A 22,436-nucleotide genomic window follows, 5' to 3' on the forward strand; every position below is an offset into this window, starting at 1 on the left:
CGAATGCGGAGGGATTCACGAAGATGAAGTTCGGAAAGATCACTGCTGCTGTATTCATGGCGGTCGCCGCGGTGGGGATCACCGCGGCGACAGCACATGGTTCGCCCGCCGTCGCCGCCGAGCAGTCCACGGCGGCTCTGGACGGCGTGACGGTTTCCCCGGTGGACAAAGCCATCACCTGGGCCGTCGACGGCGGCAAGTTCGAGATCGCCGCCGACGGTGCCGCGGTGCTACTCAAGGGTGCCGACGGTGCCACGGTGGACCAGGTGTCGCTGCGTCAGGAGGTCGCGGGCCTGCCGATCGCAGTCACCCCCGAGATCAGCCAGGACGGCCGCACCGTCAAGCTGGCCGCGTCGATGACGCCGCAGGATTCCGCGAAGCTGAGCGATGTCGCGGAACTGAAGGACATCAGCGCCTACGACCGCTTCATGTACCAGACCCAGAAGAATATGCCCGGGATCGTGGTCGGTGGCCTGATCGGCGTGCTCTTCCCGTTCCTGTGGTTCGTCACCATCCCCGCCGGCATGTTCCTCGGCGGTTACGTGATGGGCGGCGAGGAGTTCCGCGAAGCCGTGGTCGCGTACCTGACCGGTCAGCCCTGATCCGATCTCGCGTCCAAAGGCCTCGCACTCTTCGAAGTGCGGGGCCTTCGCGCTGTTGCGCACCGACAATTCTCGACATCAGAAACAATTCAGCAAATATTGCGAACTCATGACGATCAAGCCAGGGCGACCGCACCATTCCAGACCACCCACGCCGAATAGTCGCGACTGTTAGGTGATCTGCATCACCATCGATCATCACATCTTGATATCATTCCGCGATCTTCGATCTACTGTGGCGTCGTTGAATTCGGCCGGGGGCATTTCGGCGACATTGGTCGACCGGATGCATGCCGGTGTGAGTATTGAATTGAAGGGTGGGGTCGCATCGCATGGCGGGTCGACACAGAAAAGTCAGACGCAGCGCTCTACGCGCATCAGTCGCGGGTATACCGCTGGCTGTGGCTGTCAGCTACGCGGGAAGTGTGCATGCGGCTCCGGCTGAATTCATCGCGCCGCAACAACCCGGCGTGGTCGTGCCGCCGACGCAGCCCGGCGTGACCACGCCGGCTCGGCCCGCGGCGGAACCGCCACCCATGGAGTATGTCTCGCCCGAAGCGGACGCGCGCGGTGTCGCCCCCGAGACGGATTACCTTCCCACGCGCCAGGTCCCGCAGCGGGAGTACGTCGCACCGCTGCAGCTGGAAGAACTGCATGCGCCCGAACCCGAGCGACCGGTCGCGCCGATCGTTCCGGTTCCGCGAGTGCTGCGGGCGGGTGATCTCATCACGCCTGCACCAGAGTTCCTCGACCAGGGAATGGTCGATCAGTTCAATGCGATGGGCGCCGGTCCCGAGGCGCAGATCTCGCAGTTCGCCAGGTCGGTCGGTGTCGCACCGAGTAGAGCGGACAAAATCGCCGCGGGCGCCGTCGGAGGAGCCATTCGCGGTGCCGCGATCGGCTGTGTCGTGCCTGCCGCGCTAGCGACAGCCACCGTTGTCGCCGCACCACTGGCGCCGCTCAATTGTGTGGCCTGGGGAGCGGTGGGGCTTGCCGCCGGCGGGCTGATCGGTGCGGGCGCCGGAGGTCTGCAGTGACTGACTCAGCACGGCGGATCCAGACCCGATTGTCACGCAGAATCTTGGCGGCGGCCATCCCGACTATCGCCGCTGTCGGCATAGCAACCGGCACGGCCAATGCCGAGCAAACCGTGCCGACGCCACCGGGTTCGCACGAGACCGCGCTGTCCCCGGTCAAGGGCACAGCGTCCGGCATCGGATACAGCGCACAGCCGACCGTCGACGGCTCCGGCCTCACCACCACCCTTGATGCGGGCATCTTCTCCTTGTCTGCAGCCGGTGACGGCGTCGACGTCCGCGGTCCCGCTGGGGAGATCGTCGACTCGGTGGCACTCGAACTGCGCATCGGAGACCGCGAGGTGGCATTACACCCTGAAATCGCCAACGGTGGCACGTCGATGACGCTCCGCCCAGTGGGCCTGCCAGTCGCGGCGGGCACCGTCAGTGCCACGGAAGAGCGGTGGAATGCCGCGGTGCAGCGCGCGACGATGGGCGCCATGATCGGAGCGGGAATCGGACTCATCCCCGGTCTGTTCATCGGGATCCTCATCATCCCGATATTCCTGTTCCCTGCGATCGGGGCCGGGATCGGCTTCCTCGTGGTCGGCGGTCAACCCCTGATCGATGCGGGCATCGCCCACTTCACCGCCCCGCCGGCCCCGCCTGCGTAAGCTGCCAAAACAGAAGCCTCGCACTCTTCGGAGTGCGAGGCCTTTTGCTGTGGTGCACATCACCGTCACAGCGAATCCCCGCGCCGCATCCCATGGTCGAACACACAGTTCCCATGGCAGGAGGCACAGATGAACATCGTGGTTATCGGGGCAGGCTACGCAGGGACTGTCGCGGCGAATCGGCTGCACAAGAAGGTTCCTGACGCGCGGATCACCGTGGTCAATCCGCGGGGTGACTTCATCGAGCGGGTGCGATTGCACGAGCAGATCGCGGGCAGCGGTACCGCGGCCCGGCCGCTCACCGAGATGCTCACAGCGGGAATCGCGCTCGAGACCGCGAGTGTGGACAAGATCGGCGACGGCGATGTCACCCTCGACAACGGCCGGATCCTGACCTTCGACCACGCGATTCTCGCGGCGGGCAGCATCGCGGATCCGCTACCCGGCGCGATCCCGGTCGGCGTGTGGGAAGGAGCCGAGCAGGCACGCGCCGCGCTCGAGGCGCTGCCCGCGAACGGGATCGTCACGGTGATCGGTGGTGGGCCGACCGGGATCGAAATCACGGCCGAGATCGCCGAAGCTCGGCCCGACCTGCGGGTACGCCTGGTGAGCGATACCGTCGCGCCCGCGCTCTCGGCTGGTGCGCAGCGGCATATCCGGCACACGCTCGCGCGATTGAACGTGGAGATCGTGGCCGACCAGATCACCGAAATCGATGGGACGACCCTGCGTCTTGGCTCTGGCACCGAACTCGATTCCGACCTGACTCTCTGGGCGATCATCTCCGCGGTACCCGAACTGGCCGCCCGCAGCGGACTCGCGGTGGACGCCGACGGCCGGGCCCTGGTCGATGCCAACTTGCGCAGTCGCACCGATCCGCGCATCTTCGTCGTCGGCGACTGCGCCGCGGTCCCCGGGATGCGGATGGCCTGCGCCACCGCTGCACCGCAGGGCGCGCACGCGGCCGATACGCTGGCCGACATGATCAAAGGACGTGCGCTGCGGCCGTTTTCGATGGGCTACGGCGGCGTTGGGCTGAGTCTGGGCAGGCGCGACGGACTGATGCAGACGACTGACCGCGCGGACAACGCCGGTCGGCTGTTCTTGGGCGGGCGTATCACGGCCTTCGCCAAGGAACGCGTCAACCGCTACGCCGCGTACGCCTCCCGCACCGGCAACAGCGTGTGGTTGAGCGGCCCGGCACAGTGACCCACGAGGCTGCGACACTCGAGGGCATCTTCACCGAGAACCGGCGGTTGCTGTTCTCGATCGCCTACGAGATCCTCGGCACGGTCGCCGACACTGAGGACGTCCTGCACGACAGCTACCTGCGCTGGCGCGAGATCGATCTCGCGCTGATCGACAATCCGCGCGCCTACCTCGCCCAGATCATCACCCGGCAGGCGCTGGGCGTACTGCGGTCCACGGCCCGCAGGCGCGAGGAGTACATCGGGCCATGGCTGCCCGAACCGCTTGCCACCGAGGCAGCCGACGGGGTCGAACACGTGCTGACCGGCGAGGCGGTGACCACTGCGATGCTGCTCGTGCTGGAGAAGCTGACGCCGGTACAGCGCGCGGTGTTCGTGCTGCGCGAGGTGTTCGCGTTCGACTATTCGGAGATCGCGGCCGCGGTGGACAAATCCGAAGCGGCTGTGCGGCAACTCAATCAACGCGCCCGCGATCGCGTGCACGCGCAGCGACATACCGCGATCGCCACGCCCGCCGAGGCCCGATCGGTGGTCGAGCGGTTCGCGATCGCCGCCGCTACCGGCAATGTGCAAGCACTGATGGACGTGCTCGCCCCCGAAGTGGTGTTCCTCGGCGACGGCGGCGGTGTGGTGAACGCGGTGCGACGGCCCGTACTCGGCCAGGACAAGGTCGCTCGGCTGGTCATCGGCCTGCTCGCCAAGGGCCAGCGAATGGGCACGATGGGTATGCACTTCGGCGTCTACAACGCGATGCCCTCGATCGTGGCGACCGTCGACGGCATGCTCGATCAGGTGACCTCCATCGAAGTCACAGGTGGTGTCATCACCGCGCTGTACAGCGTTCGCAATCCCGACAAGCTCAGGACCGTGCGCGTTCCGACATGAAGCCTGACCCTGGGCGCGTGGGCACGTGCCCACGTGGGCGAGCGCACAGCCGCGCGTTGCGTGCCACCTCTCGACCTCGCGCCGCCCGCGCGCTAGGCTTCAAGCTATACGGAACCGTATAACTGGAGGTTCGACATGACACTTCCCCCTGGTCAACGCGCCGTCGACGGCTTCCCGCGTTTCGGCACACACCTCCATCACCCACCGCCGCCGGTTCCCGCGAACCCGGTGATCGAGGTCGACGGGGCGATGACGCAATCGTTCACTCTCGCCATGACCGACCTCGCCCAGCTGCCGCGATCGGAGGTGCGGGCCGACTTCCACTGTGTGGCCGGGTGGTCTGCCACCGACCTGCACTGGGAGGGCGTCCCGTTCGCCACGCTCTATCGCACACGCGTCGAACCGCTACTCGCGCCGGGTGTTTCGATCAGCCATGTCGTTTTCGAAGGTCTCGACGGGTATCTGTCGGTCGCGTTGCTCGAGGACGCGCTGGCCGATGACGTGCTCATCGCCGACCGACTCGACGGGCAGCCACTCACCAGCGATCACGGCGCTCCGGTTCGGTTGGTGAGCCCCGGCCAGTACGGGTTCGTCAACACAAAGCACCTGTGCCGCATCGAATTCCACACTTCCGCGCCCGTCGACCCGGACAAGTGGTCACCGCTCGCGGCACACCACCGGGCCCGCGTCTGGCAGGAGGAGCGCCATCGCTACCTGCCGGGACGCGTGGTTCGCCCGATCTACCACGCGCTGATCGGGCCGATCCGCAGGATGAGCGCGCGCGGGAGCACCGAACGAACTGCGTGAATCCTGGCGCCGGACAGACCGAGTCAACGGCGCCACGACAGCACGTCAGGCCAGCAGCTTCTTCTGCACCTTGCCCATCGCGTTACGCGGGAGCGAGTCGACGAAGCGAACCTCACGTGGGCGCTTGTGGGCCGAAAGCTGTTCGCCCACATAGGCTGTGAGCTCGACACCGAGCGCGTCGGAACTCGCCTCGCGCGCGACGACGAAGGCCACGATCCGCTGACCGAGATCGTCATCGGGCAGCCCGACCACGGCGACCTCGGCGACCGCCGGATGCCCGAGCAGCGCGGTCTCGATCTCCCCCGCGCCGATGCGGTAGCCGCCGGATTTGATGAGGTCGATCGACTCGCGCCCGACGATCCGATGGAACCCGTCGGCATCGATCACCGCGACGTCACCGGTGCGGAACCACCCGTCCTCGGTCCAGTCCCGCGCGGTGGCCTCGGGCCGATTCCGGTACCCGTCGAACAGCATCGGCCCACGAACCTGCAGACCACCGATGCTCACACCGTCCTGCGGAACGGGCTCGCCCGCTTCATCACGCAACCTCGTCTCGACGCCGCGCACCGGGGTGCCGACCCAGCCGGGCCTGCGCTCACCGTCGGCCCGGGTGGACAGTGTGATCATGGTTTCGCTCATCCCGTACCGCTCCACCGGTGCTTGCCCGGTGAGTTCGGCCAGCTTCTCGAACACCGGAACCGGCAGCGGCGCACTACCCGAGACGAGCAGCCGTGCCTTACTCAGTTCCTTTGCCAGTTCGGGCTTTTCGACCACGCGCGACCAGACCGTCGGCACCCCGAAATACAGGCTGCCTGCCGCTGCCGCATACGCCTGCGGTGTCGGCTTGCCGGTGTGGATCACCGGACTACCGACCCGCAACGGCCCGAGCAGCCCGAGGATCAGCCCGTGCACGTGGAACAGCGGAAGCCCGTGCACCAGTGTGTCTTTCCACGTCCATGCCCACGCCTCGGCGAGCGCGTCGAGCCCGGCGGCGATCGCGCCGCGGCTGAGCATCACTCCCTTGGGCGCCCCCGTTGTTCCCGAGGTGTAGAGGATGAAGGCGATCGCCGCCGGATCGGGTTCGGGATAGGTATGCCAGGACCGTGCGTGCAGCCGCACCGGCACCACCGGCAGATCCGTGCCCTCCGGCGCCGGGCCGAGCCAGGCCTGCGCACCCGAATCGCGCAGGATGTGCTCGCGTTCGGCGGTCCCGGAGTCCGGCGGCACCGGAACGACGGTCACGCCGGCGATCAGGCAACCGACCACGGCGATCACGGTGCGCAAGGTCGGTTCGGCCAGTACCGCGACGCGGTCGGCACGGGCGATTCGTTCCGCTACCGATGTTGCCGAACCCAGCAGATCACTGCGTGAGACGGTGGCATCATCGATGGTGACGGCGTCGGGAATGTCATCCCCGGCGGCGACGGCGGCCGGATTCAGCGAAGCGAGCAGCAGCGGCGGACCATAGGGCATCTGTCAACGCTAACGCGACGTGATTCGGGGCTTGCCGCCGCCGCTGTCGTTGACACCCCGGCGACGTGATGAGACATTCAACGTATAATTCTCTCACGCTCTCTTCGATGAAAACGGGGTCAACGATGACCATCCTGTCGCGCTCGCGTTCGCAGCGGTCCGAACCGGCACAATTCGACATCCGCGACTACGTCGACGGCTCCGCCGCCTTCTACGGCGCGACCGCCAACGTGATCATGCAGCTCAGCCTGGCCCCCGTCGGCTACGGCGTCGCGGAATCGAAGGTGCACAGCGGCAGCATCATGGTGCACCCGGTGAAGCGCACCCGGACCACCTTCACGTACCTGTCCGTGGCGCTGATGGGCACCGACGCCGACCGCGCGGCCTACCGCACTGCCGTCAACGGCGCGCACCGCCACGTCCACTCCACCGCCGACAGCCCGGTGAAGTACAACGCCTTCGACAAGAACCTGCAGCTGTGGGTGGCCGCGTGCCTGTACGCGGGCGCGGTCGACGTGATGGACCGCCTCCACGGTCCCGCGGACGACACCGCCGCCGACACCTTCTACGACTACGCCCACTACCTCGGCACCACCCTCCAGGTGCCTCGCGAGATGTGGCCCGCCGACCGCGCCGCGTTCGATGCCTACTGGTCCGAGCATTTGCAGCGCACCAGCGTCGACCCCACGATCAAGGCCTACTTCGACGGCCTACTCGACCTGAAGATGATCAACCCGCTGTTGCGCCTGCCCTTCGCTCGCTTCCACCGCTGGTTCACCACGGGCCTACTCCCCCAACATCTCCGAGACGAACTCGACCTTTCCTGGACCGCCGCCGACGAGCGCAAACTCAACCGTCTGCTGCGCACCACCGGCAAGGTAACGGGCCGCATGCCCCGCTTCGTCCGAGCCTTCCCCTTCAACGTCACCCTCGCCGATATGCGCCGCCGCAACCGGCGAGGCAAGCCGCTGATCTGACCCACCGCGCCACTCCGACTGCCGGCTGATCCGGCAGTCGGAGCACGAGGTCAGCGCAGATCGTCGGCGATGATCCGCTCGATATTGCGCTCGGCCAGCGCGGTGATCGTGACGAACGGGTTGACGCTGGTGTTGCCGGGAATGAGCGCGCCGTCGATCACGTAGAGCCCCTGATAGCCGTGCAGGCGCCCGTAGTTGTCGGTGGCCTCGTTCAGCACACAGCCGCCGAGCGGGTGATAGGTGAAGTCGTCACCCCAAGTCTTGTAAACGCCGAACAGATCGGTCCGGTAGATCGTCCCCTCCTTGCTGTTGATCTTGTCGAAGACCCGCTTCGCCGCATCGATCGAGGACTGGTTCCAGGCCTTCTGCCAGTTCAAACCGACTGTGCCACTCCCGGAATCGAAGGTGAACCGCCCACGGTTGGGGTTCTTCGTGATCGACAGATACAGGCTCACGTAGGTTTCCAGCCCGGATGGGAAGGGCGCGACCTCGGCGAACGACGGACCGCCCGCGTCGGCCCAGTTGTCGATGCCCAGGCACGGCATCGACGATTGCAGGCTGCCCGTGCCGTCCCACATGTGATTGGCCCGACCGACCATCACATTGCCGTTATTGCCCCACTTCTGCCCGACGGCGTCGGACAGGTCGGTGAGTTTGCCCTTGGCCTTCATGGCCACCAGCAGCTTGCTCGTGCCGATACTGCCCGCCGCGAAGAAGACCCGTTGCGCGATCACCGATTTCGTGGCGACGGTGTTGCCCGAGGTATCGATCTGGGCCATCTCCACGCGGTACCCGCCCTCGGCGGGCGTCACCGTGGTGACCTTGTGCATCGGGGTGATCCGCACCTTGCCGGTGGCGGTGGCCGCGGCGAGATAGGACTTGTCCAGCGAACGCTTGCCGTTGTTGTTGCCGTAGATCACCTCACCCGCCAGTGCGGACCGGGTGACCGTGTTCGCCTGCTCCTTCTTCATGTACTCGAAGTCGTAGACGTTCGGCACGAAAGTCCAACCGAAGCCAGATCTTTCGGCGTGCTTGCGACCGACGCGCGCGAACTGATAGCACTCGGCCGACTCGAACCAGCTCTTGTCGATGTGATTGACCCCGAGACCGGTGTTCGCGCGCGGGTAGTAGGTGCTGTACATCTCGTCGGCGTTCACCGAGGGCAGGATCGCCCCGAAGTTCTCCCGTTTCGGCGTCACGGCCATGCCGCCGTTCACCAGCGAACCGCCACCGACACCGCGCCCCTGATAGACGCGGATGCCACCGAAATCCTCGGAATCCAGGACGCCCGTGTACTTGTCGATGTCCTTGTTGTAGGAGCTGCCCGCGAAGTAACCGACCGGCTGATCGGTGCGATCGCGCAGCCAGTAGGACCGCCCGTCCGGCTTCAGGACCGGACAGAAGATCTTGCCGTCGGCACCCGGGGTGGTCCAGGACATGCCCATCTCGACGACGGTCACATCGACACCGGCCTGTGCCAAGCGCAACGCGGCGACCGAACCGCCGTACCCACTACCGATGACCAGGGCGGGAACCTTGTCGCCGTCGGCCAGCGGAGCGGCGGCGGCCACGGCCCGACCGGCCAGCGCCACCGCACCCAGGCTGATACCTGTTGCAGCTAGAAATCGACGGCGGGATAGCCCGCCGGAATACTGGCTTCTACCGGGCTTTTCATACAAGAATTCACGCACCGTGCAGCTCCTCATCGAGACGGCAATGAGAACCTGTTATACCGAGGATTTCAGTGAAACGAACATGTTTCGAACAAACCAGATCGCACGCGCGGACCTGACCGGGTTAGCGCGAAAATAGCGCTCGGGCAACCACTGTGCCGATCATCGAGCCGCTGATCTGATCGGCATTACCGCGCGCCTCACCCGCCGACCTGCGGCATTCGGGTTTCATTCCCACGACCGCAACGTCGTCGTACGAATCGGAGGACGCTCGTGAGCATTCGAACAGTGACCTGGTGTGTGGCGGCGGCCGCCGTCGGCCTCATGGTGGCAGCGCCCGCCGCCCACGCCGACGAGGACCCGACAACGGTACCGCCACGAACCGCCATTTCGCTGCGGATGCCGGGCGGATTCGCCTGGGGCACAGCCAATGAGCACGAATCGCGGTCGGCGCTGTCGATGTCCAAGCTCTATATCGTCGACTACGCGCTGCGCCACGGCGACGGATCGCCGGAAGACCGCGCGCTGTCGGAACGGATGATCCGGGACTCCGACGACGGCGCCGCCACTCAGCTGGCAGGCAAATACCCGCAGGCGATCGACGCGACCGCGAGCGAATACGGACTGCGCGAGACCCACGGCACCGCCGACTGGGGCCGGTCGAGCACCAGCACCGCCGACATCACCGACTTCCTGGCCGCCAAGCAGCGCACCGATGCCGGTTCGCCGATCTTCGAGTGGATGGCGGGTGCGAGCAATACCGCCGCCGACGGCACTCCCCAGAACTGGGGCACCGCCCAGCTTCCCGGCGTGCAGGGCAGCAAGTGGGGGTGGTCCGATCTCGGCGCCCCCGAGGTGGCCTCCGCGTCCTTCGGACCCAGCTTCTCGGTCGCCGCGCACACCTACGGCACCCCGGCAGACCAGTCCGCGGATGTGCTCGACGCCCTGCCCGCACTGATCCTGCGCCTGGCCGGCGCGTACTGATCCCATGGTGCGGTAGCTGGTCAGAAGGGGGCTTGCTGCCACCAGTTGTCGCGGGTCTCCTCGAAGGAGCGACCCGGCCACGACACCTCGACCACCGAGTTCGCGCTGAACACATTGCCGCGTTCCCTGGCCGCGAGCGTGAACGGTGCGGCCGGGTCACGCGGACGGTAGGCGGCGAGGCTGGTGTGGTGCAGTTCCCGCGTGGTGTCCTCCGTGGTGTGCCGCAGGAGGTAGGCATCGACATCGGTGGCGCTCGGGTACTCGGTGTACCAGGCAGTGAGTCCGTCGGTGTCGGTGCAGGTGATCTGCCGCAGCGGCGCCGGATCGCCCGGCAACACAACCAGCGACGGGGTCGCCGAGCAATTCGCCGCACGCCAGCCGCGCCCGGTCGGCCCCGACGGGATCAAGTCGGTGAATCCCGAGGCAACCGACGCATGCGCACCCCAGGTGGGCGGCGGCGGAACTCGGTTCGGGCGCACGAACTTCCAATAGATCGCACCGACGCCGACGGCGCCGACCCCGGCGACCATCGCCAGCACGAGCAGGCTCACCGCCAGCACCCGCCATCGCGACGAAACCGCCCGCTGAGGTTGTCGCGCGGCGGGCCGCACAGCGGAGTACGACGGCGAACTCACGAGGGTCGGGTTCTGCGAACCCTCGTCGGCATTCGGCGGCCGGTGTTCACGACCGAAAGGCACTCCAGGCGAAACGCTCGCCGCACGGGGGCCTTCTCCGGCACGGGGCTGCGATGCGGGGCCCGCGGCGGCCAGCGCCGCTGTCGCCGCACGCGCAAATTCCTCGCAGCTGTCGAATCTTTCGGCAGGTTCCTTCGCCATCGCCCTGGCGATGACCGCGTCGATTCCGGCTGGCAGGCCGCCGACCAACGCGGACGCGCGAGGCACCGGCTTGGTCAGGTGAGCGGCGACCACCGCGCCGGGATTATCTGCGGGGAAAGGACTTTCGCCCGTGAGCAGAGTGAACAGGGTGCAGCCAAGCGAATACTGGTCGGAACGGTGATCGACCAGGGCACCCGAGAGTTGTTCGGGGGACGCGTAGGCGAGGGTCGCGAGGAAAGCTCCGGTGCGGGTGAGCTGGCGGGCGTCGCCGCGCAGTCGCGCGATGCCGAAGTCGGTGAGCAGGACGCGGTCACCGGCGCGGCCGGGAGCTAGCAAGATGTTGGCCGGCTTCACATCTCGGTGCAGTACGCCGCGATCATGGGCGTAGTCCAGTGCTTCGGCGGTTTGGGTGATGATGCCGATCGCCCGAACCGGATCCAGTGGCTCACCGCGGAACACCGAAGCATCGCGGCCGTCGACATACTGCATGGAAATCCACATCAGCCCGTCCTCGACCCCACGGTCGAGCACCGACACGATGCCAGGGTGGTCGAGATGGGCCGAGACATCGGCCTCGCGCTCGAACCGGCCGCGGACCTCGTGATCGGAATACAGTTCGCGATTCAGTAGTTTCAGCGCGACCTGCCGGGGCAGTCGAGGATGCGCCGCCAGATACACGGTGCCCATTCCACCCCGGCCGAGCAGCCGATCGATGCGATACTCCGCGAACACCGTGCCCGCCTCGAACTCCACCCCGTGCATTCGTTGCGAGCCTTTCGATCCGGTACCGCGCCGATCGCCCGGACCCTGCTGGGCCCAGGCGCGGTGCGTTCGTCAGTCTATTCGCGCATGGCCGGAGCGAAGTCGCAGGTGTGCCCAACCGATCACGCCGCCGACGCGCGAGATGCGTTGCGGACAGAAGCAACCCCGGGCACGATCATGCCCGGGGTGCGTAGTACTCAGGACAGGCGTGCGGCCGCTTCGGCGATGCGCTCGTCGGTAGCGGTCAGTGCGATGCGTACGTGTTCGGGCGAACGGGGACCGTAGAAATCGCCGGGGGCGGCGAGGATTCCGCGTTCGGCGAGCCAGTCGAGGGTGATGCGGCACGGTTCGCCGCGGGTGGCCCACAGGTACAGACCTGCCTCGGAGAAATCGATGCGGAAACCCGCCTGCTGCAAGGCGTTTCGCAGGATCTCGCGGCGGGCGCGGTAACGCTCGCGCTGCTGCGCCTCGTGCCCGTCGTCGCTGAGCGCGGCGGTCATCGCGGCCTGGATCGGGAACGGCATGATCATGCCGGAGTGCTTGCGCACCTCGAGCAGTTCGGCAACCAGTTCCGGGTCACCGGCGACGAAACCGGCTCGGTAGCTGGCCAGGTTCGACGTCTTCGACAGGGAGTGGATGGCCAGCAGGCCGGTGTGGTCGCCATCGCAGACGCGGGGGTCGAGGATCGAGATCGCCTCGCCCTCCCAGGTCAGGCCCAGGTAGCACTCGTCGGAGGCGACGATCGCACCGCGCTCGCGCGCGAACGCGACCACCTTGCGCAGGTGCTCGACGGGCAGCACCTTGCCGGTGGGGTTCGAGGGCGAGTTCACGAAGATCAGCGCCGGATTCTGCGGGCCGATCTGGGTGAGACCGTCTGCGCGCCAAGGCTTCGCGCCCGCCAGCAGCGCGCCGACCTCGTAGGTCGGGTAGGCGATCTCGGGGATCACCACCAGATCGTCGGAGCCGGCACCGAGTAGCCGCGGCAGCCCGGCGATCAGCTCTTTCGTACCGAGCACCGGCAGCACCGCCGCCGGATCGACCCCGGTGACGCCGAACCTGCGCGCCAACGCGGCGACGACGGCGGAGCGCAGCTCCGGGGTGCCGTGCGTGGTCGGATAGCCGGGAACAGCCGCCACCGAACCCAAGGCCGCCTGGATCAGCGGATCGACCGGGTCCACCGGGGTGCCGACGGACAGGTCGACGAGACCGCCCGGATGGGTGGCCGCCTTCTGTTTGACCGCGGCGATGGTGTCCCAGGGGAAGTCAGGCAGCAGGCTGCTCACACGCCCACGGGTTGGCACCCCTGTGCTCACTCTTCGGCCATCGGGGGCAGCGCCTTGATGAAGGCGGGGTCGAAATCGACCACACCGACCTTGGTCGCGCCACCGGGGGAACCCAGTTCGTTGAAGAAGTCGACGTTGGCGTTGATGTAACCGCTCCACTGATCCGGAGTGTCGTCCTCGTAGAAGATCGCCTCCACGGGGCAGACCGGCTCACACGCACCACAGTCCACGCACTCGTCGGGTTGGATGTAGAGCATGCGACCGCCCTCGTAGATGCAATCTACGGGGCATTCCTCGATGCACGCCTTGTCCTTCACGTCAACGCACGGTTCAGCGATGATGTACGGCACTGCCGTTCTCCTAGTCTGTCCTCACCTGCGGTGGTACTCCGCCCACGCAACCCTAGCGTGATCCTGGGCCCAGGCCCAGGTCAGCCTGCCCTAACTACTGCCGGTCATGACGTTGCCGCCGCTGCCGACCCTGCCGGGTCGCCCGCTCAACCGATCGTCGGCGGCGGGGACCGCGTTGCGCCCTTTACCTGCGCAACATCGAGGCTTAGATTTGTTCTCGGAAATCGTTGCACACAGCGGATCCCCTCGCGTCACGGAGACCGCGCGACGAAGGGAACCGTTATGAGTACGGCGCAAGAGCGTGCGGCCGCGCTGGACCTGGTAGCCCGGCTGAAGTCGTCCTATCCCGAGCTGCCGAACGCGCCCACCCCGGATCTGCTCGATCACGATCGCCTCTGGGCGTATTTGAAAACCGATCACGATGTGGGCGGTGAGCCCGACGCCCCGATCGCGTACGAGAACAAGCAGTACGAGCTGTGGGAGCACAACACGTATGTGATCTGCGAGGTGCTCGCCTGGCGTGGGATCTGGCTCTCCGAGGAACGGCGCCGGATCGGCAATGTCGATCTCGGGCGCGCGATGTACCTGGGACTGCCGTATTACGGCAGATGGCTGCTCGCCGTCGCGCGCGTGCTGGCCGAGAAGCACCACATCGGCCTGACCGAGCTGAGTGAACGCATGATGGAGGTCACGGCGCGCTACGAAGGCGGCCTGGCCGGGAAGACCCTGGCCGCCGAGCCGAAGTTCGAAGGCGACGGCTCGCGGGTCGCGCGCAATCGTCATCACCTCGCGGCGGTCGGCAAGGGCGATCCGCAAGTGTTCGCCGGCAAGGCAGGCCAGGCGCGGTTCGAGGTCGGTGATCCCGTGCGGGTCCGGGAACTGCCCGCGCTGTTCTACACCCGCACCCCGGAGTATGTGCGCGGCGCGGTCGGGCGGATCGCCGCGCTCGCCTACGAGAGCCCGGCACCGGAGGACGAGACGTGGGACCGGCCGGACGCGGTGCCCGAGTGGTTCTACGTCGTCGAGTTCAACCTCGCGACGCTGTGGCACGGCTACACCGGACCCAGCGCGGACATGTTGCGCACGGAGATCCCCGAACGCTGGCTCGAGCCGACCACCTAGACCGATCATCCTGCCAGGAAAGGGATTCCATGACCGGGCACGACCACGATCACGACCATGAACGCACGGTGGCCCCGATGGTCGACGAGATCACCGATTTCGAAGTGCTCGAGATCGCGTTGCGTGAGCTGTGTATCGAGAAGGGAATCTTCACCGCCGCCGAACACCGGCGGTTCACCGAATTCGCCGAACAGATCGGCCCGACTCCCGCTGTCCACCTCGTGGCCAGAGCCTGGCTCGATCCCGACTTCAAGGCGCTCGCGCTCGCCGAACCGATGACCGCGAGCAATGCGGTCGGGGTGGATTGGCTGGAGCCGACCGGTTTCGGCACACCGAGCGACTTCACCGCCTTCTCCATTCTCGAGGACACCCCGACGCTGCACAACGTGATCGTGTGCGCGTTGTGTTCGTGCTACCCGCGACCGATTCTCGGCAACTCCCCCGAGTGGTATCGCACCCCGAATTACCGGCGGCGGATGGTGCGCTGGCCACGCCAGGTGCTCTCCGAATTCGGACTCGACCTGCCCGCGAATGTGGCGGTGCGCGTGCAGGACTCGAACCAGAAGCACCGATTCATGGTGCTGCCACTGCGTCCGGCGGGCACCGACGGCTGGAACGAGGATCAGCTCGCGGAGATCATCACCCGCGACTGTTTGATCGGCGTCGCGCTACCCACACCGGGCGTGACCACGAATGTGGTCACCCACACCCGGCCTGCCATCCACCCGGCTACCTAGGAGCGTTATGGGCACACCCGAGATCGCCGCGCTGCGGGCCATCGTCGACCGCGACCAGGTGTGGCCGAGGATGGCCGCCACGTACGGGGTGAGCAATCCCGTGCCACCGTGGAAGACCAGCCTGGACGGCCTCTGCGACGCGCTCGATCACGCCCGCTGCGCGGCGCCGATCCCGGATTTCCAGAACCGGCGCGACGACGAGGATTCGCTGTCGGCAACCGTCTACGCCGACCTGCCCTATCCCGAGAACCAGCTCGTCGCGCTGGCGCATTCCCTCGTGACGCGCGGCGTCATCGACGAGAGCGAACTCCAGGAGCGGCTCACCAGCGTTCGGGCCCGGCTGGAATCCTGAACTCAGCCGATCGAGAGCGGCAGCGGCGCCGGTTTGGATTCCACCCGACCGTAGATCGTGGTGCGTTCACGCACCGGGCGAGCGATGCCCGCCGCGATCTCGGTGAGCTCGGCGACGGTTTTGGCCGAACCGTGCTGGGAGCCCGCCATCCGGGAAATGGTTTCCTCCATCAAGGTGCCGCCGAGGTCGTTGGCGCCGCCGGTGAGCATGGCCTGGGTGCCGAGGGTGCCCAGTTTCACCCAGCTGGTCTGGATGTTGTGGATGCGGCCGTGCAGCATGATGCGGGCCAGGGCGTGGACGGCGCGGTTGTCGCGGTTGGTCGGTCCGGGTCGAGCCGCGCCCGCGAGGTACAGCGGCGCGCTCTGGTGGACGAACGGCAGCGGAACGAACTCGGTGAAGCCGCCCGTCTCGTCCTGGATACCGCGCAGCACACGCAGGTGGCCCACCCAGTGCTTCGGGTTGTCCACATGGCCGTACATCATCGTCGAGCTCGACGGGATGCCCAGCTTGTGGGCGGTGGTAATGACCTCGATCCAGGCGGAAGTGGGGAGTTTGCCCTTGGTGAGGACCCAGCGGACCTCGTCGTCGAGGATTTCGGCGGCCGTTCCGGGGATCGAGCCCAATCCGGCCTCTTTCAGCGCCGAAAGCCAGTCGTGGATGCTCTGGCCGCCGCGCGAGGCGCCGTTGACGATCTCCATCGGGCTGAACGCGTGGACGTGCATCGACGGGACGCGGGCCTTGATGGCGCGGACCAGATCGGCGTACCCGGTGACGGGGAGTTCGGGGTCGATGCCGCCCTGCATGCAGACTTCGGTGGCGCCGTCGACGTGGGCTTCCCACGCGCGATCGGCGACCTCGTCGGTGCTGAGGGTGAAGGCGTCGGCGTCACCCTTGCGCTGGGCGAAGGCGCAGAAGCGGCAGCCGGTGTAGCAGATATTGGTGAAGTTGATATTGCGGTTCACCACGTAGGTGACCTCGTCGCCGGAGACCTCGCGCCGCAGCGAATCAGCTAGTGCGGCAACGGCTTCCATATTCGCACCGTCGGCGGTGGCCAGGGCCAGGTACTGGTCGTCGGTGAGTCCCGCCGGGTCCTTCTCGGCGGCGCGCAGGGCGTCGAGTACCTCCGAATCGAGGCGCTCGGGTGCGACGACGGCCAGGTCGCGGGCGTGTTCGCGGATCGTCTCCCAGTCACCGAAGGCGCCGACGACTTCCTGGCCGAGCCCGGAATCACTGCGGCTGTCGGTGTTTCGGCCCTCGGTGTCGATGGCGGTATTCAGGTCGACGCGGCCGACCGAATCCCATGACTCGTCCGGCTCCTGCCAGGGCAGGCCGACCGGCATGGCGTCGGGCCTGGCCAGCCCGGTCGCGGGATCGGTGAGCGCGTCGACATGCGCGCCGATGCGCGGATCGATCCAAGGATGGCCCGCGCGAACGTATTTCGGGTGCGCGGAGGTGCGTTCGACGAGGGTGTACCCGGCCGCCTCGGTGATCTCGCGCAGGGTATCCAGGTTCGGCCACGGCCGTTCGGGGTTCACGTGGTCGACCGTCACCGGCGACACCCCGCCCCAGTCGTCGATACCCGCGTCGATCAGCGCCCGGCAATCACTGTGTGACACCAGGTTCGGGGGCGCCTGCACCGGAACATCAGGTCCGAGAAGCAATCTCGTCACCGCGACGGCTGCCAGGAACTCCGCCACGCCCGCATCGGGAACATCGCGCATGGCGGTGTCGTCCTTGGCCCGGAAGTTCTGCACGATCACTTCCTGGATGTGCCCGAATTCCCGGTGCTGCTGACGAATCGCCATGATCGACTCGGCGCGCTCGGTGAGGTTCTCGCCGATGCCGACCAGGATGCCGGTGGTGTAGGGCACCGAGAGCCTGCCCGCGTCGGTGATCGAGCGCAGCCGGACCGCGGGATCCTTGTCGGGGCTGCCGTAATGGCACTCGCCCTTGTCGGTGAACAGCCTGGTGGCGGTGGTTTCGAGCATCATGCCCATGGACTGGGCGACGGGCTTGAGGCGGGAGATCTCGTTCCAGCTCAGCACGCCGGGGTTCAGGTGCGGCAGCAGGCCGGTCTCCTCGAGCACGAGGATGGAGACGGCGCGCAGGTAGTCGAGGGTGGAGTCGTAGCCGCGTTCGTCGAGCCACTGCGCGGCCTCGGGCCAGCGGTCCTCCGGCCGGTCACCGAGGGTGAACAGCGCTTCCTTGCACCCGAGGGCGGCACCCTGGCGGGCGATTTCCAACACCTCGTCGGGTTCGAGGAACATCCCCTTGCCCTCGGCGCGCAGCTTGCCGGGCACGGTGACGAACGTGCAGTAGTGACACTTGTCCCGGCACAGTTTGGTGAGCGGGATGAACACATTGCGCGAGTAGCTGATCGTGCGTGGGCGCCCCGCCGATTCCAGACCCGCATCACGGACTCGGGCGGCGCTGGCACACAGATCGATGAGGTCGTCGCCGGTGGCATGCAGCAGGACGGTGGCCTCGTCGACGTTCAACGTGACGCCGTCGCGGGCTCGGCGCAGGGCCCGGCGCATCGCGGCGGGACTCGGCGGCGGCATCGGAACGCTCGGCTTCGGAAGGTCGGTCACCCCGTCGATCATGCGCTACTTCTTCCCCGGACGTGTGGTCGGCTGGTCACGAGCCCTCGGCGGGCGCGGTGCGGTCGTCCTTGTCGACGACAACCTCCCCTTCGACCGCGCATATTCCCGACGGGGTGAACTCGTCGCACGCGCATGGAACCATGGGCAGCATGTCGCTGCCACGCTCCACCATCCTGGCCGAACCTGCCTGGCGTCCGAGTGCCAAGGCCAAGCTGCTGTGGGCTTCGGAGAACGCGATCGGGGTGGTCGTGTTGTTCGTGGCGCTCGCGGTGTGGGCGGTGTTCGATGAGGACCGTCGTGGCTGGCAGGTGCTCACCGGGTTGGTGCTCGTGGTGCTCGCGGCGGTCGCGGTCGTGGTGATTCCCGTGTGGCGGTACGCGGTGCATCGGTGGGAGGTCACCGATGATGCCGTGTACACGCGGGTGGGGTGGCTGGACCAGGAGTCTCGGGTCGCGCCGATTTCGCGGGTGCAGACCGTGGACACCGAGCGTGGGCCGCTGGAACGGATCCTGGGACTGGCGACGGTCACCGTCACTACCGCGTCGTCGGCGGGGGCGGTGAAGATCAGTGCGCTGGACCTGCCGGTCGCCGAGGAAACAGTGCTGCGATTGACCGCCATCGCCGCGCAGCATCGCGGAGACGCCACATGACCGCACCCGCGCGGACCGAAAACGACTGGCAGCGCCTTGATCCGCGCATGCTGCTGGTGTATCCGGTCAACGAGATCATGAAATACATTCCGGTGCTGCTCGGTTCGATCATCGTCGGCACGACCAGTGGCAATCCGCTGTGGAGTTTGATTCCGGTGACGCTCGTCGCGGCGTTCGGCGTCGCGCGGTGGTTCACCACCTCGTATCGGATCGATGCCGATCACGTGCAGCTGCGCAGCGGGATCGTGGCGCGCCGGACGTTATCGGTGCCGCGCCCACGGATTCGATCGGTGGACGTGGAAGCCGATCTGCTGCACCGGGCGCTCGGCCTGGCGGTGCTGGCCATCGGAACCGGCAAGCAGACCGACAAGGGTGAGGAATTCAAGCTCGACGCGCTCGACACGAGTCAGATCCCGGCGTTGCGTGCCGAATTGCTCGCGCACACCGGTCAACACGCACCCGCCCGCCTCGATAGCGCGGGGACGCCGCATGTCTCGCAACCCGATGCCCACGCGGATTCCGGGGTCGAGATCGGGCACTGGCAGGCGGCGTGGGTGCGGTACGCGCCGTTGTCGCTGACCGGGCTGGCCGTCGTCGCGCCGGTCGCCGGGCTCGGTGCGCAGTACGGGCTCATCGATGTGCTGTCGGAAAGTGCTGTCGTGCAACATCTCGACGATGACACCGCGATGATCGTCGTCATCGTCATCACCGGGTTGACCGTGTTGTCGCTGGTGCTGGTGAGTCTGGCCGCATGCGCCCAGTACCTCGCCACCTGGTTCGGCCTGCGGGTGCTCGACAACGGCGCCACCCTGCACCTGCGCCACGGCCTGTTCACCGCCCGGCAGATCACCCTGGACCTGGCCCGGTTCCGCGGCGCCACCCTCAGCGAACCACTCCTGCTGCGCGCCGCCAAAGCCGCCCAGCTCGAAATGATCATGACGGGCGAGAACCCACGCCAGAAGATCCTCCCGCAGGCCCCACGCACCGCCGTCGAACGCACCCTCGACGAACTCCTCCGCACCCGCCGACGCCCACACGCCGACACATCGACAGTCCCCGTACCGGACTCGACCTGGGCCCGGCGCGACGAATCGAGCGTCCCCGTGACGGACTCGACGCTGGCCCGGCACGACGAACCGACCGTCCCCGTACCGGACTCGACCTGGGCCCGACGCGACGAATCGACCGTCCCCGTACCGGACTTGGCCTGGGCCCGACGCGACGAATCGAGCTCGGCGTCCGCCTTCACCGAAACCGGCGACACCGAGCGCCCGGTCGCGACCTCCCTCACCAAAGGCGAGCCGACCGCAGTGCTCGTGGATTCGATTGCGCCGCAACCGATCACCGGTTCCACACTCGGCACCGTCGAGTTGCACAGACACGGACCGGCCGCGCGCCGTCGCCGCTACACCCGGGCCGCGTGGCCCGTCGGCGCTGTGGTCGTCGCGATGCTCGCCATCGTGCTGACGGGCGGTCACCTACCACCGTGGACCTGGGCGTTCCCGGTGGTCCTCGCCCTCGTGATGGCCGTCCTCGCCGAAGACCGCTACCGCGGCTTGGGCCACCGCGTACTCCCCGGCACCACCGGCCCGACCTGGCTGATCACCCGCCGTGGCAGCCTCGACCGCAATCGCGACTGCCTCCAAGCGCCGGGCATCATCGGATGGACTGTGCGACAGACCTTCTGGCAGCGCCGAGCCGGACTCGCTACCGTCGTCGCGGCCACCGCGGCGGGCAAGAAGGCATACCTGGTGGTCGATATCCCGATCGATCAGGTCGCCGCGCTGATCGAGGCAGTGACCCCGGGCCGACTAGGTGAACGCTGAAATGGCCGGGCGCCCTTGGACTCCCGGCCATTCCGCGTCGTCAGCTTAGGCGTTTACCGATTCCTTCGCCAGATCAGCCTCGCCCACAACGGTTTTCGCATCACGCATCAGCACCACCGCCATCACCGCGGCGGCCAGCGCGCACAGCGCACCCACCCCGAACGTCACCTGCATTCCGGTACAGAACGCATCCCGCGCCAGCCCGATGACCGTCGCCTCGCCGGTACCGAGCGCCCCCGTGATGGACTCCCGCGCCGCCGACCGCACCGAATCCGGCATCGCCCCCGCGAAGGTGCCCGCCAGGATCGCGCCGAGAACCGCGACGCCCAGTGCCGCGCCCGCCTGCTGAATGGTGTCGTTGAGCGCGGAGCCGACGCCGGCGTGCTCGCCGGGAACCGCACTCATCAACGCACCGATCGCGGCGGGCATGGCCAGACCGGCACCGGCCCCGAGCAGTGCCATCGCGACGGCGGGCAGGGTGAACCCGGCGCCTGCGTCGAGGGTGGCCAGTACCGCGAAGCCTGCGGCGATCACGATCAGACCCGCGATGGTGACGATGCGGGGGCCGAGTTTGCCGACGAGCACCGCGCCGAGGCCATTGGCGATCAGCAGCGTGACCGCCATCGGAGTGAAGGCCAGCGCGGTGCTGATCGGCGAGTATTCGAGGACGAACTGCAGGTACTGGGTGAGCACGAGGACCAAACCACCGTTGGCGAAGGTGACCAGGACCAGGGAGAAACTGGAGCCGGTGAAGGTGCGGTCGCGGAACAGCTGCAGCGGCACCATCGGTGAGTCGGTGCGCAGTTCACGAATCACGAAGGCGGACAAGGCGATCACCGTCACGGCGAAACCACCCAGCACACCGACGTCGGTCCAGCCCGCGTGCGGCACCGAGATGATGGTCCACACCAGCGCGGTCATGCCGATGATCGAGGTGAGCATGCCGGGGAAGTCGGGCTTGCGCCACGGGCCCTTGGATTCGGGCATCAGCACCAGCGCTGCCACGATGGCGACCACCACGATCGGCACGTTCAGCACGAACACCGCGCCCCACCAGAAATGCTCGAGCAGTACACCACCGATCACCGGGCCGCCGACCATGCCGACGGTCGCCACCGCACTCCACGCGCCGATCGCCTTGGGCCGTTCGTCGTCGTCGAAGACGGTGATCAGGATCGACAGGGTGCTCGGCATGATCAGCACCCCACCGATGCCCATCAGCACGCGTCCGGCGATGAGCATCTCCGTGCTGCCCGCGTAGGCGGCGAGCAGCGACGCGGCGCCGAAGACGACCAGGCCGATCACCATCACCAGCCTGCGGCCGAACCGGTCCGACAGGCTGCCCGAGGTGAGCAGCAGGCCGGCGAAGACCAGCAGGTAGGCGTCGATGATCCATTGGATGTCCTGCGCGCCCGCACCCAGATCGGTGGCGATCTGCGGGATGGCCACGGTGAGGACCATGTTGTCCACCACCAGCACCAGCGAACTCAGGCACAGCACGATCAGGATCAGCCACCGGCGTGGGTTGCGGACCGTCTGATCCGGCGGAGTCGTTGTGAGCATCTTGCTCCCCTTTCGAAGCGCTCTCCGCACGTTGTGCGGTCATGCCGAACACT

The 22,436-nt window shown here is 67.1% G+C and carries 20 protein-coding genes; 13 read left to right on the plus strand and 7 right to left on the minus strand.

Translation table 11 applies throughout. The features are described from left to right. The first annotated feature begins 23 nt into the window (after positions 1 to 23). The 6 genes from ACFWO8_RS01540 (at position 24) to ACFWO8_RS01565 (ending at position 5,192) form a co-directional block, all read left to right on the plus strand. Positions 24 to 602, plus strand: coding sequence for a hypothetical protein (locus ACFWO8_RS01540; RefSeq protein WP_378940546.1), 579 nt, complete (start codon positions 24 to 26; stop codon positions 600 to 602). Between the two features lie 401 nt (positions 603 to 1,003). Then, positions 1,004 to 1,639, plus strand: coding sequence for a hypothetical protein (locus ACFWO8_RS01545; protein ID WP_378940547.1), 636 nt, complete (start codon positions 1,004 to 1,006; stop codon positions 1,637 to 1,639). Continuing rightward, positions 1,636 to 2,292 carry a hypothetical protein gene (locus ACFWO8_RS01550; protein WP_378940548.1) on the plus strand — a complete coding sequence of 219 codons (657 nt, stop codon included), beginning with the start codon at positions 1,636 to 1,638 and terminating at the stop codon, positions 2,290 to 2,292. The genes ACFWO8_RS01545 and ACFWO8_RS01550 overlap by 4 nt, the downstream gene beginning before the upstream one ends. Positions 2,293 to 2,421: 129 nt before the next feature. After that, the gene (locus ACFWO8_RS01555; RefSeq protein ID WP_378940549.1) at positions 2,422 to 3,501 is read left to right on the plus strand and encodes an NAD(P)/FAD-dependent oxidoreductase; all 1,080 of its coding nucleotides are present in this window, start codon (positions 2,422 to 2,424) and stop codon (positions 3,499 to 3,501) included. Beyond that, positions 3,498 to 4,385, plus strand: a complete 888-nt coding sequence (locus ACFWO8_RS01560) for an RNA polymerase sigma-70 factor (protein ID WP_378940550.1) — start codon at positions 3,498 to 3,500, stop codon at positions 4,383 to 4,385. The genes ACFWO8_RS01555 and ACFWO8_RS01560 overlap by 4 nt, the downstream gene beginning before the upstream one ends. A 135-nt stretch (positions 4,386 to 4,520) precedes the next feature. Then, entirely contained in the window at positions 4,521 to 5,192 is a 672-nt protein-coding gene (locus tag ACFWO8_RS01565; protein WP_378940551.1) for a molybdopterin-dependent oxidoreductase, read from the plus strand. A 45-nt stretch (positions 5,193 to 5,237) separates the two neighbouring features. On the opposite strand, the gene ACFWO8_RS01570 is transcribed toward ACFWO8_RS01565, so the two are convergent. Then, positions 5,238 to 6,665 (minus strand): acyl-CoA synthetase, encoded by a 1,428-nt coding sequence (locus tag ACFWO8_RS01570; protein ID WP_378940552.1) that lies wholly within the window; start codon positions 6,663 to 6,665, stop codon positions 5,238 to 5,240. A 125-nt stretch (positions 6,666 to 6,790) separates the two neighbouring features. On the opposite strand from ACFWO8_RS01570, the gene ACFWO8_RS01575 reads away from it, so the two are divergent. Continuing rightward, positions 6,791 to 7,642 carry an oxygenase MpaB family protein gene (locus ACFWO8_RS01575; protein ID WP_378940553.1) on the plus strand — a complete coding sequence of 284 codons (852 nt, stop codon included), beginning with the start codon at positions 6,791 to 6,793 and terminating at the stop codon, positions 7,640 to 7,642. Positions 7,643 to 7,692: 50 nt separating this feature from the next. Here ACFWO8_RS01575 and ACFWO8_RS01580 read toward each other — a convergent pair whose 3' ends face one another. After that, positions 7,693 to 9,243: a GMC oxidoreductase gene (locus ACFWO8_RS01580; protein WP_378943050.1), complete on the minus strand. Its 1,551-nt coding sequence runs from the start codon at positions 9,241 to 9,243 to the stop codon at positions 7,693 to 7,695. A gap of 345 nt (positions 9,244 to 9,588) precedes the next feature. Between ACFWO8_RS01580 and ACFWO8_RS01585 the strand changes: the two genes are divergently transcribed. Continuing rightward, positions 9,589 to 10,299, plus strand: a complete 711-nt coding sequence (locus ACFWO8_RS01585) for a hypothetical protein (protein WP_378940554.1) — start codon at positions 9,589 to 9,591, stop codon at positions 10,297 to 10,299. Between the two features lie 20 nt (positions 10,300 to 10,319). On the opposite strand, the gene ACFWO8_RS01590 is transcribed toward ACFWO8_RS01585, so the two are convergent. From ACFWO8_RS01590 to fdxA, 3 genes are all read right to left on the minus strand, one after another. After that, entirely contained in the window at positions 10,320 to 11,897 is a 1,578-nt protein-coding gene (locus ACFWO8_RS01590; RefSeq protein WP_378940555.1) for a serine/threonine-protein kinase, read from the minus strand. 197 nt (positions 11,898 to 12,094) lie between these two features. Beyond that, positions 12,095 to 13,180, minus strand: coding sequence for a succinyldiaminopimelate transaminase (gene dapC / locus ACFWO8_RS01595; RefSeq protein ID WP_378940556.1), 1,086 nt, complete (start codon positions 13,178 to 13,180; stop codon positions 12,095 to 12,097). A 26-nt stretch (positions 13,181 to 13,206) separates the two neighbouring features. Then, on the minus strand, positions 13,207 to 13,530 hold the full coding sequence (gene fdxA / locus ACFWO8_RS01600) for a ferredoxin (protein ID WP_056813450.1): 324 nt from the start codon (positions 13,528 to 13,530) through the stop codon (positions 13,207 to 13,209). A 282-nt stretch (positions 13,531 to 13,812) separates the two neighbouring features. On the opposite strand from fdxA, the gene ACFWO8_RS01605 reads away from it, so the two are divergent. Genes ACFWO8_RS01605 through ACFWO8_RS01615 form a run of 3 tightly spaced genes read left to right on the plus strand, consistent with a single transcriptional unit; the run spans position 13,813 to position 15,741 of the window. Further along, entirely contained in the window at positions 13,813 to 14,652 is an 840-nt protein-coding gene (locus ACFWO8_RS01605) for an SH3-like domain-containing protein (RefSeq protein WP_378940557.1), read from the plus strand. A 29-nt stretch (positions 14,653 to 14,681) separates the two neighbouring features. After that, a complete protein-coding gene (scnC, locus tag ACFWO8_RS01610) occupies positions 14,682 to 15,389 on the plus strand; it encodes a thiocyanate hydrolase subunit gamma (RefSeq protein ID WP_378940558.1) in 708 nt (235 codons plus the stop codon). A gap of 7 nt (positions 15,390 to 15,396) precedes the next feature. Further along, the gene (locus tag ACFWO8_RS01615) at positions 15,397 to 15,741 is read left to right on the plus strand and encodes a thiocyanate hydrolase (protein WP_378940559.1); all 345 of its coding nucleotides are present in this window, start codon (positions 15,397 to 15,399) and stop codon (positions 15,739 to 15,741) included. A gap of 2 nt (positions 15,742 to 15,743) precedes the next feature. Here the strand turns inward: ACFWO8_RS01615 and ACFWO8_RS01620 are convergent, their stop codons facing one another. Then, positions 15,744 to 18,344: a bifunctional FO biosynthesis protein CofGH gene (locus tag ACFWO8_RS01620; RefSeq protein ID WP_378940560.1), complete on the minus strand. Its 2,601-nt coding sequence runs from the start codon at positions 18,342 to 18,344 to the stop codon at positions 15,744 to 15,746. Between the two features lie 149 nt (positions 18,345 to 18,493). Between ACFWO8_RS01620 and ACFWO8_RS01625 the strand changes: the two genes are divergently transcribed. Next, a complete protein-coding gene (locus tag ACFWO8_RS01625; protein WP_378940561.1) occupies positions 18,494 to 18,994 on the plus strand; it encodes a PH domain-containing protein in 501 nt (166 codons plus the stop codon). After that, the gene (locus ACFWO8_RS01630; RefSeq protein ID WP_378940562.1) at positions 18,991 to 20,820 is read left to right on the plus strand and encodes a PH domain-containing protein; all 1,830 of its coding nucleotides are present in this window, start codon (positions 18,991 to 18,993) and stop codon (positions 20,818 to 20,820) included. Before ACFWO8_RS01625 ends, ACFWO8_RS01630 begins: the two co-directional genes overlap by 4 nt. A 45-nt stretch (positions 20,821 to 20,865) precedes the next feature. Here ACFWO8_RS01630 and ACFWO8_RS01635 read toward each other — a convergent pair whose 3' ends face one another. After that, positions 20,866 to 22,383, minus strand: coding sequence for an MFS transporter (locus ACFWO8_RS01635; RefSeq protein WP_378940563.1), 1,518 nt, complete (start codon positions 22,381 to 22,383; stop codon positions 20,866 to 20,868). Between the last annotated feature and the right edge of the window lie 53 nt (positions 22,384 to 22,436).

It is taken from the genome of Nocardia sp. NPDC058480 (assembly GCF_042720495.1).
Lineage (GTDB): Bacteria > Actinomycetota > Actinomycetes > Mycobacteriales > Mycobacteriaceae > Nocardia.

Coding starts and splice junctions, on each gene's coding strand:
- ACFWO8_RS01615 (WP_378940559.1), top strand. CDS start 15,397: ATGGGCACACCCGAGATCGCCGCGCTGCGGGCCATCGTCGACCGCGAC.
- ACFWO8_RS01555 (WP_378940549.1), top strand. CDS start 2,422: ATGAACATCGTGGTTATCGGGGCAGGCTACGCAGGGACTGTCGCGGCG.
- ACFWO8_RS01625 (WP_378940561.1), top strand. CDS start 18,494: ATGTCGCTGCCACGCTCCACCATCCTGGCCGAACCTGCCTGGCGTCCG.
- ACFWO8_RS01565 (WP_378940551.1), top strand. CDS start 4,521: ATGACACTTCCCCCTGGTCAACGCGCCGTCGACGGCTTCCCGCGTTTC.
- ACFWO8_RS01590 (WP_378940555.1), bottom strand. CDS start 11,897: ATGCACGGGGTGGAGTTCGAGGCGGGCACGGTGTTCGCGGAGTATCGC.
- ACFWO8_RS01635 (WP_378940563.1), bottom strand. CDS start 22,383: ATGCTCACAACGACTCCGCCGGATCAGACGGTCCGCAACCCACGCCGG.
- ACFWO8_RS01575 (WP_378940553.1), top strand. CDS start 6,791: ATGACCATCCTGTCGCGCTCGCGTTCGCAGCGGTCCGAACCGGCACAA.
- scnC (WP_378940558.1), top strand. CDS start 14,682: ATGACCGGGCACGACCACGATCACGACCATGAACGCACGGTGGCCCCG.
- ACFWO8_RS01620 (WP_378940560.1), bottom strand. CDS start 18,344: ATGATCGACGGGGTGACCGACCTTCCGAAGCCGAGCGTTCCGATGCCG.
- ACFWO8_RS01605 (WP_378940557.1), top strand. CDS start 13,813: ATGAGTACGGCGCAAGAGCGTGCGGCCGCGCTGGACCTGGTAGCCCGG.
- ACFWO8_RS01540 (WP_378940546.1), top strand. CDS start 24: ATGAAGTTCGGAAAGATCACTGCTGCTGTATTCATGGCGGTCGCCGCG.
- ACFWO8_RS01630 (WP_378940562.1), top strand. CDS start 18,991: ATGACCGCACCCGCGCGGACCGAAAACGACTGGCAGCGCCTTGATCCG.
- ACFWO8_RS01570 (WP_378940552.1), bottom strand. CDS start 6,665: ATGCCCTATGGTCCGCCGCTGCTGCTCGCTTCGCTGAATCCGGCCGCC.